The following is a 12,441-nucleotide window of genomic DNA, read 5'->3' on the forward strand; positions in this document are numbered from 1 at the left end:
CCGGAAAGGAAAGTTAGTACAAGGGTTTACTACAGAATACCGGAAAACAGCCGAGCAATCGATTCCTTCGTCCGCTCCCATAATCCTCTTTTATAAAAACCGACAGGCCTTACCTTTTCACTATCTTTTATATCTTCCTCATAATGTTCTGCGAGGTCTTTTATCGATGAAGTCCCCGTTAAAAATACATTCACTTCAAAATTCAGATGAAAACTTCTCATGTCCATGTTCGCTGTACCGATGGATGCCATGTCCCCATCTACGATGATAACTTTCTGGTGTAAAAACCCCTTCTTATAAGAATAGATTTCAATTCCGCTGCGCAGCAATTCAGGAAAATACGACCTTGTAGCATACTGCGTCAGAAAACCATCGTTGATCTCCGGCACCATCAGCCTTACCTGAACCCCTTTTCTTGAAGCAATTCTTAATGCAGTTCTGATGGCTTCGTTCGGAACAAAATAAGGCGTAGCAATCCAGATGGATTTTGTTGCACAGGATATGAGGGAATAATACAAATCACTCATGATGCCTTCCTGAGTATCCGGTCCGCTCGGAACCACTTGAACCACCCCATCCCCTGCAACAGGAACAGGCTTGATATACTCTTCCTTCTCAAGCAGGTATTCTTCACTGACGTAATCCCAGTCCAGATAGAACACAGCGTGAAGCGTTTGAACGGCTTCTCCCTCCATTACCATATGGGTATCACGCCAAAAACCGAATTTTTGGTCCTCTCCCAAATATTCAATTCCTACGTTCAGGCCTCCGACAAATCCTACTGCTCCATCAATGACGATAATCTTACGGTGATTTCTAAAATTAAACTTTTGATTAAAGAATCCATATTTAATAGGCAGGAACGAATAAACCTTAATGCCAGCTTTTTTCATTCGGTCGACTTCATGTGATGCGAGGGTGAGGCTTCCAACCGCATCATATAAGAAGCGAACTTCAACCCCTTCTTCGGATTTTCGAATTAAAATATCGATAATTTCTTTCCCAAGACGGTCCGATCTGAAAATGTAATATTCAATATGTATGTACCTTGTGGCTTCCAGCAGTCTGCGTTTGATTTCAGGAAATGTTTCTTCCCCATTCTTAAGGATTTTTGTCTGGGTGGCACTGTTTTGAAAGGTCATCGTTACGTTGTGCGCAAATCTTGAAAAACAAGCTTGATGCTCATTAAATAAAGACCAATCCGGTTTCTGTTCTCTTTTGGCAAGCAGCAGCAATTCTTCTCTGTCATGCTTCCGTTTGCTCTTGAAAAGGTGGCCCTTTAAGTAAAGCTGTCCGGAATACAGGTAAAAAATATAACCGAAAAGAGGAAAGAACACTAAAGCATAGATCCAGACCAGCGTATGCTGTGCTGTCCGGTTTTCGAGCAGAAGAGAATAAATAGTGATAAAAAGGATCGCAAAATAAGCAGCGGCGCTCCCCCACTTCCAATACAATCCCATATTTGAAAAAATGATGATGTACAAAGCTGCAATCATTGCAAGGACAAATAGAAATTCAAGAATTCGTTTCATGGCTGATTCTCCTACTGCTTGGTTTTCAACTGAAATTCCCGTAAAATCAGTCCATTAAACCAAGAAGAAGGAGAAAGCTTCTCCCTCTTACCATTCATCTTCATTATGTTCAAACAAATCGATGACCCCAAGTACGATATGTGCAAGTCCAAACCCAAGCAGGAAGTTAGAAAGTGAAGAATACTTGCGTGTGTTACCTCTAAAAGAAAAAGAAGCCAAGCTCACAACGGTTCCTAATATAGTGGGAATCAATCCTTCTCTTCTCAGCATAAAGATCCCTCCTTCATCTTGAATATCTATAGTATTTTCAACTTCAGCCGGAGTATGAAATATTTCATTTCCAAGCCCTTTAAGCAAATCAGAATGAGCAAAAGAAAAAACAACGGAAAAAGATCCGTTGTTTTTTATGGTGCGAACGTCAGCTCTTCGCTTTGTGCGGTACTCTTCCCAAATTTCCCGTAAATCGTAATCAGCATTTCACGCTCTTCCTGAGTGAGTTTGCTCAATAAATTTTCCATACTTACCAGACGTCGCTCTTCAGCTTCATGCAAGATTGCAATTCCTGTTTCGGAAAGCTCCAAATAAACAATTCTTCGGTCAGCTTCACTGCGGTAACGCTGCACGTAATTCTTTTTATAGAGACGATCCACCGCTACGGTTACTGCACTCGGCTTCACTTCAAGCATTTCAGCCAATTCAGTAACTGTCCAACGGTCTCTTACAGATAGCATTCTCATTAAAATGTATTGGGTTCTGGTTAGATCTCCTTCACCTGTCGTTTCCGGATGCAAACTTTTAGACAGTATATAATGAGCCACTTCCAGCTTTTCAACATATGCCTTTAGTCCTTCTATTTTCATTTAATAGAATCCTCCAACTTTATGAACTAATAACATTATACTAAAAAATCTAAACATTGGAAATTTATTTTTTTGGGAAATTGGAATTTCTAGGTCAAATGGCTCATTTGGATAAAATTGACACAATTTACGGGATGAGGTAATATAAATTTATAACGTTCAATATAATTTGAACGTTCAAAAGGAGGAGAACATGCAGGAAATTTATTATATGGAAGATGCCGAACAGCTAAAAGTCATTAGCGATCCCCTTCGCTTAAAAGTCTTATGGGAAATTATTGATGAAGCCAAAACAGGAAAAATGATTGCAGATATTCTCGAAGCCCCCGCCCCTAAAATTCATTATCATTTAAAAGAACTAGACCGTGTGGGATTGATTACAGTAGAAAAAACTGAGGAAAAAAACGGCATCATCCAAAAATTTTATCGTCCGATCGCCAGAAATTTTTCTGTTGAAAACATTCTTAAACAACACAAGGATCATGTGAAAAATGAATTATCCGATACGCTCAGGGAAAATGTTCTAATTTCCCTTGATAAAACAAAAAGCTATTTGCGCAGGGTAGACAGCAGCTTGTTCGAAGAGTGGAAACAGATTAAATTCGGCTATGACCAATTGTATTTGAATGAGGCTCAAATCCAGGAATTTGAGGAAAAAGCGAAAGAACTGCAGGAGTTAATTAATTCCTTAAAAAAAAACCGGCAGCAGGACGGAGAGCTCTATCACATGCTGCTGCTGGCATTCCCGTTCCGTGAACCCGAATATCCTGACGAATAGGAGAGTAGTTAACATGGCAGAAGCTATAATCAAAGAAGAACAGCCGGCAATTCCGGTTTCTTTTTTCAGCCAGAAAAAATTTATGCTCTTGTGGGGAGTTACTTTTTGTTCAGCCTTCAGTATTGCAATTTTTTTGTTTTCTCAATCCTGGTACATTGTAAAAACACTTAATATGGAAGCCTCTCTTGGAATGGTAATGATCGCATCAAGTATTCCCCGCCTCCTGTTCATGGCTGTCGGAGGGGTCATCGCCGACCGTGTAAGCCGGACCAAAATCTTATCGGTCTCTAACCTTACACGCTCCATCCTGCTCGGCGGACTTCTGATTTTGCTCGGTTCAGGTGAGGTTTCTGTCTATTCATTTGCCGTATTCGGACTCGTCTTTGGAATTCTCGATGCCTTCGTCTGCCCTGCAAACAGCGCGCTTCTTCCAATGCTTGTTGAGGATTCTCAGCTGACAAGAGCAAACTCCATCATTCAGACGACTCAGCAAGCCTCTATGATCATTGGGCCGATGATTGGAGGATTCCTTATCTCATGGGGAGGGTACCTGTTCTCCTTTTCTGTACCGGCAGTCATGCTGTTATGCTCGGCTTTCCTCAGCAGATTGATTAACTTAAAGCCTGCCTCCACTGACAGCAGCGGCGCACCAGGTATTTTCGCCTCCATCAAAGAAGGCTTTTCCTTTGTTAAGACTCAGCCATTCCTAATCGCCCTCTTCATCAGTACCATATTCATAAATTTAAGCGTAGTAGGGCCGTTGATGATGGGATTGCCCATTTTTGTAAAAACCATCTTGCATGGTTCTGCTCTCGATTTCAGCTATATGGACGGGTCAATGGCTGCAGGAATGGTCGTCAGTTCTCTGGTCATCGGCTTCCTCAATGTAAAAAGATACCGCGGCATGTTTGCGACGGCCGCCCTGTTTTCCATGGCGGCAGCTCTCATGCTTTTTAGCCAAACTCACTTTCAAGCCGGGTGCATGGCCGTCTTATTTCTAATCGGCATGACATTTCCAGCAACGAATATCCCGATCCTCTCTATTTTTCAGCAATTAGTGGATAGGTCGATGCTCGGAAGGCTTTCAGGATTATTAACCATGGCTTCCTTGGGGTTAACCCCTGTTTCCTATGGGGTTACCTCTTTCTTTCTTTCAAATGGCGTCTCTATCGCTTCCATTATGTTTGGCGGCTCCTGTTCATTGCTGCTCGTCAACTTGATTGTACTTTGGAAATTGCCTGTATTTCGTAAAACCAGCTGAGGAGGAATAAAAGTGAGAATACTGATCATTGGCGGTACACGATTCGTAGGAAGATATATTGCGGCTTCATTTTTACAGAAAGGCCATCAGGTTACTCTTTTCAATCGGGGGTCAAATCAAGAACTGTTTCCTGAATGCCAAACCCTGATCGGAGACAGAGACAGCGATTTAAAGCCATTACGAGGACAGAAGTGGGACGCTGTTGTCGACACGTGCGGATATTTCCCGAGGCAGACTGAACAAATGGCGAAAACTCTGAGGGATTCAGTTCCTCACTACACGTATATTTCTTCTGTATCCGCCTATAAAAGCATGGAGGAAAAAAACCAGACAGAAGAAAGTGAACTTGGTGTCCTTGCGGATCCAGCCACAGAGGAAATAACCGGAGAGACATATGGCCCATTAAAAGCCGCCTGTGAGGAAAAAATCAAACAGACCTACGGTGAGTCTTGTCTGATCATCCGTCCCGGCTTAATTGTCGGACCCCACGATTATTCAGACAGATTTACGTATTGGCCTGCCAGAGCAGCGAAAGGCGGGGGGATTTTAGCACCTGCAGAACCAGACAGACAAGTTCAATTCATTGATGTCAGGGATTTGTCTGAATGGATCGTTTCAATGGTGGAGAAAAAAGCAGCTGGAGTGTTTAATGCAGTAGGAGATCATTATAGGATGGCTGAAGTCCTGAAAGCCTGTCTCTCTGTCACCAAATCCGGGGGTGAGCTTATTTGGGTAGAAGAATCCTTCCTAAATGAGAAAAAAGTCGAAGAATGGTTGGAACTTCCGTTATGGATTTCCTCCAAGAAATCCATCGGAATACAGCATATGAACAATGACAAAGCGATCGCCTCCGGGCTTGCTTTCCGAAATATCCAAGAAACCATTATGGACACTTTTAACTGGGATCAGACCAGAAATATGAAACCAGAAGACTATAAAGCCGGCATGTCCCCGGATAGGGAGAAGGAACTGCTATCCGAATGGCGCGCCAAAACAGTGTCACATTCTTGATCATTTCTGAAAAAATTGGAAAATTGGGTGACTTCCCCATGGCACTTGTCCAGTCTTGAACAATAACAGCTGCATATTGTAATCATGTAGAGAATGTCACTCTATCCTGCCGGCTTAAAAGTCTCTCCGGCAGAAAAAGCTCTTCCCCACCCCAATTCTTCATCATGCGTTCGGCTTTTGCCATAATCCCTAAGATTATGGCTTTTTTTTGATTATTTCTTTCTGGGCAAATGGAACGAAGAATAAGGATCTGTGTACTTCGTCAGTTCAGACGGCAGCTTTCCAGCCGTAAATACCTGCTGAATTTCACGGTGGCTGATCTCCATCTTGGCTAAAGCTGGATAGATCGAATAATCCGTTCTCTGCTGATAGCGGCTGTCCATCGTTTGGAAAGCCTTTAGTGTAGATTCTTCAATTTCATTTACATACTGATGAATTTGATGAATCTGCTGAACAATCATTAAATATTCTGCCTTCAAACGGTGCATTTCCTCTATCTTTTTCTTCATCGTTCTTGTAGCAGCATCCACTTCACGGTCTCTTGCCTGATGAAGGGTATTCACAAAATCCTTCATCCTGTCCCGTCTGGTTTCTTTAAGCTCATCCAGATGTTCCATGGCATCCCGTTCCTTCGCTAACAGCCTGAGATACTCGTCCTTACTCTCATGAAGGGCTTCCATACTGACACGGGAATTTCTTCTGCCATACTGTCCAAGAAGACTCTCATACTCTGAAGAGGCCATTTCCTTCTGCTTATGTAGGATCTTCCATCGATCATTAGCCTCTTTTATACGTTCTTCATAATCCTTGCTTATTTGATTAAACTGCTTAAGTTCAGGATACATACCGTACTCCTTTCTAATAGGAAATGCTGAAGTGTCAGCAAAATTCCATCTTCTATATTATTCGTGAAAGGAATCTTGTTTAATGGTCTCGAAGTTTAGAGGGTTAGAACTATATTCTGCAGAAAGAGGAACACACATGAAATCGATTTTAGTTGTCCGGCATTGCAAAGCCAGTGGCCAGGAAAGAAACGCTGTCCTGACAAAGGAAGGATTGCAGCAATCCCACGATTTAAAGAACTTTCTAATGAACAAACCCGTTGACAGAATTATTTCAAGTCCTTTTACCAGAGCAGTTGATTCCATTGAACCTCTGGCAAAATTTAAGGATCTCCCCATCGAAAAAGATCACCGCTTAGCTGAAAGGGTATTATCCTCAAAGGATCATCCTGACTGGCTGAAACTGCTTGAGCATTCCTTTTACGACTTTGAAGCCGTTCTTGAAGGAGGAGAATCCAATCGGAAGGCAATGGAAAGGGTTCGGCCGCTTCTGAAAGAAATCATCGCTTCGCCGTATCAGTGTATCGTTCTTGTCACACATGGAAATTTAATGACTCTGTTATTAAAACTCTTTGATGAACGCATGGGTTTTTCAGAATGGAAGGCTCTATCGAACCCCGATGTATATGAAGTGACCGTACAGGAAGAAAGCCGTATCCAAAGAATCTGGAAATAAACTGGTAGTTGTTTCCACACCCCCACCCGCGGACACCTAAGGGCGAAACCTGTGTTGTAGCTAACATCACTATACAAAAACGGGAGGAATACATCCATGAAAAAGGTAGTAGTAGCTTCAATTCTAGGTGCATCATTATTCGGTGCTAACGCAGGAATTTCTCATGCGCAAGATTGCCCTCAAGGTGGAAATGTACAAGTACAACCACAACAAGGACAATCGAACGCTGATATAAATAAATTAATCGAATCTCTTAAAAAACAAGGATTCGATGTACAAACTCAAAAAGCTGAGCAAAAGCAACAACAAGCTCCAGCTCAAGAAAAAACTCAAACTCAAGCAGCTCCACAACAGCAAAAAGCGAGTGAAGCACCAAAGTCTGACGCTGCTGCTGGGCAATTAACTGCTGACGAAAAGCAAATGGTTGACAAAGTAAACCAAGAGCGTGAAAAAGCAGGGGTTAAACCGCTTCAAGTAGATATGGAGCTAACTAAAATGGCTCGAGTAAAGGCACAAGACATGATCGACAATAACTACTTCGATCACAATTCACCAAAATACGGTTCCCCATTCGACATGATGAAGAAGTTTGGCATCCAATACCAAACAGCTGGTGAAAACATTGCCGGAAACTCTTCAGTTGATGGAGCTCACACATCTCTTATGAACTCTCAAGGACACCGTGAAAACATCCTTAAATCTGACTACACAAAAGTTGGTATCGGGATTGTTGACGGCGGAAAATACGGTAAAATGTTTGTCCAAGAATTCACTGGATGATCATCAAAAAAAAGAGGCTGCCCCTGCGGGCGCCTCTTTTTTGTATGGACATTCATTCCTCCCGCATTTACTCTCAATTTAAATCGGCAAAACCACTTCAAATGTTGTCCCTTTTCCTACTTCACTTGAAACCCTTACCCGGCCTTTATGATTTTCAATAATCTTATAGCTGACCATGAGCCCTAAACCTGTTCCCTCTTCTTTTGTTGTATAGAATGGTTTTCCAATTCTGTCCAATACTTGGTTCGGCATTCCCGTTCCATTATCCGTAAAGCAGAAATGAACATAATCTTTTCCTTTGCGGAAAGCTTTAATGGTAATGGTTCCACCTTCCGCCGTCGCTTCAATCCCATTTTTTATTAAATTAATAAAAACCTGTTTAATCTGAAAAGGATCACAATCAATATCAGGAATGCCTTCGCCAATCTCCATTTCCAGTTCAATGTTTTTTAGGATCGCCTGTGTCTGAAGCAGGGAGACTGTTTCTTTTAGTGTGAGCACGAGACTGCTTTTTTCAATATGCTGGCGGTCGGTCTTGGCAAGCAGCAGAAACTCTTTGATAATATACTCAATCCGGTCAACTTCGTTTAAAATAATGGAATAATAAGCATCATGTGCTTGGCTTTCATTTTTAAGCAGCTGGATAAACCCTTTAAGGCTGGTGAGAGGATTACGGATTTCATGGGCGACTCCAGCAGCCATCTCACCGACGACATTCAAGGTCTCCGCTTTTAGAAGGCGGGCTTCTGTCTGCCTTCGTTCAGTCACATCTTCCAAGATACACAGGTGGATGCCCGGCAGTATGTCTTTCTTTCCTGTAAATTCAATCAGCCTTTTTTCGTCTGCAAATCCTGATTTAAACTCCCATTTGAGGCTCGGATCGAGCATGAACAGATCCCAATTAAGAGATAATTCTCCTTCATCTTCCTCACAGATGAAGGCATCCAGCCTGTTTTGGTTTAAATCCCCGTGTGAGATTCCCAGCACCTTGCGCGCGGCTGGATTAGCTTCGAGAATGACTCTGCTGTTATTCAGCAAAAGAATAGGATTGAGTGTATTATTAAATATTTCTTTGTATTTGTGCGTATAGAGTATTAATTCTTCTCGTGATTTTGTATCGCGTGTACAATCCGTTGAAGTACCAACAACTTCTGATACCTGTCCATTATGAAACACAGGTGAAAGAACCGTATGATAAGAACGGTCCGCATAGTGCGTTTCAAAAAAGCAGGCATGGCCGCTGAAGGCTTTTTCAAAGTAAATTTCCCAGTGCTGAATGGTTTTAAGAGGTATCAGATCACTCAAAGGGCGTTCTGCAGCAGCTCCACGAATTGCAATTTCTTGGGCAAACTTCCCCTCAGAGTGCGTGACAACATAGTTTCCGGCAGCTTTTCTTTTCAGCTTGAAAAATTGAACCGGACTGAGTTCCAATGTATGAATCTGTCCGTCCTCCTTTTGAGGTTGTTCTATACGCCTCTGCATATTCATCATTTTCACTAAAAATTGTTCAACCATGGTGTGTATACCCCTTTTCTCCATAGTTGGATTTTTGTACGCTATCGATCCCCTTTGATATAATTCGGTAAAAGGGAAGAAATCCCTATTATGCAAAGTGCCTAATTTTTCTTTAGGAATTACTAGTAATAATATCCTATGAAGGATAGAAAATCCCTCCTTGCTCAAATGAGCAAGGAGGGATTTTCTTATTTTGCCTTTTCTGCAAAATCAATCATAAGATTTTGAGAAAGAGGTCCAATTATTTTTTTTTGGATTATCCCCTTGGAGTCAATCAAATAACTCGTCGGAAGAGATACCGCCTGAAACTTCTTACTGACCGTTCCATCCGTATCTAACAAAATCGGAAACGCTGCTTTTCGTTCCTTTACAAATTCTGAAACCGAATCCGTGCTTTTCTCTGTATATCTTAGATTTACTGCCAGGATTTCCAGCTTCTTTTCTTCATATTGGTTGAAGACTTTCTGCATATCGGGCATTTCTTTTCGGCAAGGAGGGCACCACGTTGCCCAGAAATTCAGAATGACCTTTTTACCACGGTAATCTTTAATGGAAACCTTTTCTCCGTTCAGTGCCATTATCGTAAAATCCGGCACTTTATTGCCTGGTTTTAAGCCTGTACGTCCATTCTCCTCCACCGGGCTGAATGTACCCCTCGATGCATTCCGGTCCTTAGGTTGTGCTTCCTGCTTTGATGTCCAAAGGGCAAGCCCGATTAAACCAACGAGGATGAGAACAATAATGAATGGTTTTATTTTCATAGAACCTGCCTCATTATGTTTTTCTTAATGGGTTTCTTCCCCTGCATATTACAGCTTAGAAAGAAGGACAATAGAGCCTTTAGGCTGTGTGCTTTTTGCTGTAGGTTCTCTTCCGAATAAACTCCTTTTTTTCTCCAAAGTTTTATAAAAACTTCCTGAACCACATCTTTTGCAGTATCTTGCCTCTGGGTCATTCGGTAAGCAAAGGAAAACAATAACTTTTCGTATCGGTCGTAAATCTGCTCAAGCGCTGATTTATCCCCGTTTTGAACTTTAAGATAAAGTTCAAAATCCGTAAGCTTTGACATACCTGTCTCCTTTGAATCGTTTTACTGTCATTATACCTATAGATGTCTGCTTTGTCCTACCGTAATAAACAGAGTTATTAAGATAACGTTTGAATTAGTGTTTTGGATGACCTGAATTCTGGAATTCTGCATCTGCCACGACGAAGTTTCTATAAAAATACATGGAGAAACGCCGATATATAAGTGTAACCGGAACAGGAGATCTATCTTTAAATTCAGCAAAAAGCGAGGATGAATATAATATGGATAAAACATCGGTGATTGGCTTAATCATTGGATTTGTTGCTATTGGTGTAGGTATGGTTTTAAAAGGGGTTGCTATCTCTTCGCTCTTCAATCCCGCAGCACTGCTGATTATCTTTGCAGGAACAGCTGCTGCCATCATGATTGCCTTTCCTTTAAACGAAGTAAAAAAACTTCCAAAGCTTTTTAAGATATTGTTTACCGATCAGAAGATGGTAAGCATGGGAGAACTGATTGCAATTTTCATTGAATGGGCAACTATCGCCCGAAAGGAAGGCTTGCTTGCACTCGAACCGAAATCTGAAGAAATTGATGATCCATTTTTAAAACAAGGGATCAAAATGATTGTCGACGGCCAGTCCCCCGAATTTATCAAGGATGTACTAATAAAAGATTTGGAAACGATGGAAGAACGCCATCTCAGCAACGCGGGCATCTTCTCACAGGCAGGCACCTATGCGCCGACGCTCGGAGTACTCGGAGCAGTTGTCGGTCTTGTTGCAGCCCTCGGACACATGGATGATATTGAGGCCCTCGGACATGCCATTTCTGCTGCTTTTATCGCAACGCTCTTTGGAATATTTACTGGGTATGTCCTATGGCACCCCTTTGCCAATAAATTAAAACGAAAATCACAGAATGAAGTCATGCTAAAAGAGATTATGATTGAAGGGCTTTTATCCATCCAGGATGGAACCTCTCCAAAAATATTGGAAGAAAAATTATTAACCTACATCCCGGCAAGCGAACGGGAAAGCCTAAAAGAGGGTGTCAGCATTGGCTAGAAAAAAGAAAAAACATGAAGATCATGTAGATGAATCATGGCTCATTCCTTATTCCGACATGCTGACTCTTCTCCTGGCGCTATTTATCGTTCTTTTTGCAATGAGTGAAGTGGATGCATCCAAGTTCAAACAGATGGCCAGCACGTTCCGCAGTCAATTCTCCGGCGGAACCGGCGTAATGGAAGAACAGGCACCCATCTCATCAACCGAATCAACGCCGCTTCCTAAAAAAGAAAAGATCGTACAATTATCGATTCAGGAAAAGGAACGGATGGAGAAGGCCAAAGAAGAGCTAGAATCCCTTCATAAGGTCCAGAAAAAAATAGACAGTTTTATAAAAGACAAACATCTATCGAAAAGCCTGCAGACGAAACTGACAGAGAATGGCCTATTGATTACCATTTTGGATAATGCGCTCTTTGATTCAGGAAGTGCAACCGTCAAGACAGAATCGGTCAGTATAGGAAAGGATCTGTCTAAATTACTCGTCACCAATCCTCCCCGAAATATTATTATTGCAGGGCATACGGATAATGTTCCGATTGAAACGGCTAAGTACAAGTCAAATTGGGAATTAAGTGCTATGCGAGCCATTAACTTCATGCAAATCATGATGAAGAACCCGCATCTATCACCACAAACACTAAGCGCCAGCGGCTATGGGGAATACCGGCCGAGAGCCAGCAACAAAACCGCACAAGGCAAAGCAAAAAACAGGCGTGTTGAAGTACTCGTCCTGCCAAACTATAGTCTTGAAAACGCAAAATAAGAGGATGAGCTTCGGCTCATCCTCTTTTTTTTTTGGCTGTTTTCTAAAAGATTGTGGAATTGGGAAAATTTTTGTAAAAAATCTTCATTGATAAGTTGATTGGAGTGCAAGAGGCGAGACTCCTCGAAAATGAATTTCACATTTTCTTCGTGCGATATAACGCTGCCGAAGCCTTCCTTGTCCTGCGGGGGAAGCGTGACAGGTGAGACTACGCAGGTGCTTGCGCCGAGAAAGTAGGCGCTGGCGCCGGTAAGGCTCAGCGCACGCCCCGCGGAAAGCGAGCCTCCTGAAACGGAAATCAACCACTCCTAAGAGCAACA

15 protein-coding genes are annotated in these 12,441 nt (G+C 42.1%); 7 read left to right on the top strand and 8 right to left on the bottom strand.

What is annotated here, in order from left to right; all coding sequences use genetic code 11:
* Positions 1 to 29: 29 nt before the first annotated feature.
* The 3 genes from cls to M1K46_RS15040 all read right to left on the bottom strand — a co-directional run bounded on the left by cls (position 30) and on the right by M1K46_RS15040 (position 2,392).
* On the bottom strand, positions 30 to 1,532 hold the full coding sequence (gene cls, locus M1K46_RS15030; protein WP_256226605.1) for a cardiolipin synthase: 1,503 nt from the start codon (positions 1,530 to 1,532) through the stop codon (positions 30 to 32).
* 87 nt (positions 1,533 to 1,619) lie between these two features.
* Positions 1,620 to 1,802, bottom strand: coding sequence for an asparagine synthase (locus M1K46_RS15035; RefSeq protein WP_256226606.1), 183 nt, complete (start codon positions 1,800 to 1,802; stop codon positions 1,620 to 1,622).
* A gap of 134 nt (positions 1,803 to 1,936) precedes the next feature.
* A complete protein-coding gene (locus tag M1K46_RS15040) occupies positions 1,937 to 2,392 on the bottom strand; it encodes a MarR family transcriptional regulator (protein ID WP_256226607.1) in 456 nt (151 codons plus the stop codon).
* A gap of 193 nt (positions 2,393 to 2,585) precedes the next feature.
* On the opposite strand from M1K46_RS15040, the gene M1K46_RS15045 reads away from it, so the two are divergent.
* From M1K46_RS15045 to M1K46_RS15055, 3 genes are read left to right on the top strand one after another with little or no spacing between them, the layout of a single operon-like run.
* Positions 2,586 to 3,170, top strand: coding sequence for an ArsR/SmtB family transcription factor (locus M1K46_RS15045; protein ID WP_256226609.1), 585 nt, complete (start codon positions 2,586 to 2,588; stop codon positions 3,168 to 3,170).
* A 13-nt stretch (positions 3,171 to 3,183) separates the two neighbouring features.
* Entirely contained in the window at positions 3,184 to 4,431 is a 1,248-nt protein-coding gene (locus tag M1K46_RS15050) for an MFS transporter (RefSeq protein ID WP_256226610.1), read from the top strand.
* A gap of 12 nt (positions 4,432 to 4,443) precedes the next feature.
* Positions 4,444 to 5,442, top strand: coding sequence for an NAD-dependent epimerase/dehydratase family protein (locus M1K46_RS15055; RefSeq protein ID WP_256226611.1), 999 nt, complete (start codon positions 4,444 to 4,446; stop codon positions 5,440 to 5,442).
* Positions 5,443 to 5,654: 212 nt separating this feature from the next.
* On the opposite strand, the gene M1K46_RS15060 is transcribed toward M1K46_RS15055, so the two are convergent.
* Entirely contained in the window at positions 5,655 to 6,287 is a 633-nt protein-coding gene (locus tag M1K46_RS15060; protein ID WP_256226612.1) for a hypothetical protein, read from the bottom strand.
* A 136-nt stretch (positions 6,288 to 6,423) separates the two neighbouring features.
* Between M1K46_RS15060 and M1K46_RS15065 the strand changes: the two genes are divergently transcribed.
* A complete protein-coding gene (locus M1K46_RS15065) occupies positions 6,424 to 6,960 on the top strand; it encodes a histidine phosphatase family protein (RefSeq protein ID WP_256226614.1) in 537 nt (178 codons plus the stop codon).
* 96 nt (positions 6,961 to 7,056) lie between these two features.
* Complete coding sequence (locus tag M1K46_RS15070; protein WP_248251683.1) at positions 7,057 to 7,740, top strand: CAP domain-containing protein; 684 nt, start codon at positions 7,057 to 7,059, stop codon at positions 7,738 to 7,740.
* Between the two features lie 78 nt (positions 7,741 to 7,818).
* Here the strand turns inward: M1K46_RS15070 and M1K46_RS15075 are convergent, their stop codons facing one another.
* From M1K46_RS15075 to M1K46_RS15085, 3 genes are all read right to left on the bottom strand, one after another.
* Positions 7,819 to 9,255 (bottom strand): ATP-binding protein, encoded by a 1,437-nt coding sequence (locus M1K46_RS15075; RefSeq protein ID WP_256226615.1) that lies wholly within the window; start codon positions 9,253 to 9,255, stop codon positions 7,819 to 7,821.
* Between the two features lie 188 nt (positions 9,256 to 9,443).
* Complete coding sequence (locus tag M1K46_RS15080; protein WP_256226616.1) at positions 9,444 to 10,016, bottom strand: TlpA disulfide reductase family protein; 573 nt, start codon at positions 10,014 to 10,016, stop codon at positions 9,444 to 9,446.
* Positions 10,013 to 10,324: an RNA polymerase sigma factor gene (locus tag M1K46_RS15085; RefSeq protein WP_256226618.1), complete on the bottom strand. Its 312-nt coding sequence runs from the start codon at positions 10,322 to 10,324 to the stop codon at positions 10,013 to 10,015. Before M1K46_RS15085 ends, M1K46_RS15080 begins: the two co-directional genes overlap by 4 nt.
* Before the next feature lie 242 nt (positions 10,325 to 10,566).
* Here M1K46_RS15085 and motA point away from each other — a divergent pair, with 242 nt between their 5' ends.
* A complete protein-coding gene (gene motA, locus M1K46_RS15090; RefSeq protein ID WP_062236518.1) occupies positions 10,567 to 11,352 on the top strand; it encodes a flagellar motor stator protein MotA in 786 nt (261 codons plus the stop codon).
* Positions 11,345 to 12,121, top strand: a complete 777-nt coding sequence (gene motB, locus M1K46_RS15095; protein ID WP_053355493.1) for a flagellar motor protein MotB — start codon at positions 11,345 to 11,347, stop codon at positions 12,119 to 12,121. Before motA ends, motB begins: the two co-directional genes overlap by 8 nt.
* Here the strand turns inward: motB and M1K46_RS15100 are convergent.
* Positions 12,097 to 12,423 (bottom strand): hypothetical protein, encoded by a 327-nt coding sequence (locus tag M1K46_RS15100; RefSeq protein WP_256226622.1) that lies wholly within the window; start codon positions 12,421 to 12,423, stop codon positions 12,097 to 12,099. The genes motB and M1K46_RS15100 overlap by 25 nt on opposite strands.
* Positions 12,424 to 12,441: the final 18 nt, after the last annotated feature.

It is taken from the genome of Fictibacillus sp. WQ 8-8, assembly GCF_024494405.1.
Taxonomy (GTDB): Bacteria; Bacillota; Bacilli; order Bacillales; family Fictibacillaceae; genus Fictibacillus_C; species Fictibacillus_C marinisediminis.

Coding starts and splice junctions, on each gene's coding strand:
- M1K46_RS15050 (WP_256226610.1), top strand. CDS start 3,184: ATGGCAGAAGCTATAATCAAAGAAGAACAGCCGGCAATTCCGGTTTCT.
- cls (WP_256226605.1), bottom strand. CDS start 1,532: ATGAAACGAATTCTTGAATTTCTATTTGTCCTTGCAATGATTGCAGCT.
- M1K46_RS15040 (WP_256226607.1), bottom strand. CDS start 2,392: ATGAAAATAGAAGGACTAAAGGCATATGTTGAAAAGCTGGAAGTGGCT.
- M1K46_RS15045 (WP_256226609.1), top strand. CDS start 2,586: ATGCAGGAAATTTATTATATGGAAGATGCCGAACAGCTAAAAGTCATT.
- M1K46_RS15080 (WP_256226616.1), bottom strand. CDS start 10,016: ATGAAAATAAAACCATTCATTATTGTTCTCATCCTCGTTGGTTTAATC.
- M1K46_RS15085 (WP_256226618.1), bottom strand. CDS start 10,324: ATGTCAAAGCTTACGGATTTTGAACTTTATCTTAAAGTTCAAAACGGG.
- M1K46_RS15065 (WP_256226614.1), top strand. CDS start 6,424: ATGAAATCGATTTTAGTTGTCCGGCATTGCAAAGCCAGTGGCCAGGAA.
- M1K46_RS15070 (WP_248251683.1), top strand. CDS start 7,057: ATGAAAAAGGTAGTAGTAGCTTCAATTCTAGGTGCATCATTATTCGGT.
- M1K46_RS15075 (WP_256226615.1), bottom strand. CDS start 9,255: ATGGTTGAACAATTTTTAGTGAAAATGATGAATATGCAGAGGCGTATA.
- M1K46_RS15060 (WP_256226612.1), bottom strand. CDS start 6,287: ATGTATCCTGAACTTAAGCAGTTTAATCAAATAAGCAAGGATTATGAA.
- motA (WP_062236518.1), top strand. CDS start 10,567: ATGGATAAAACATCGGTGATTGGCTTAATCATTGGATTTGTTGCTATT.
- M1K46_RS15035 (WP_256226606.1), bottom strand. CDS start 1,802: ATGCTGAGAAGAGAAGGATTGATTCCCACTATATTAGGAACCGTTGTG.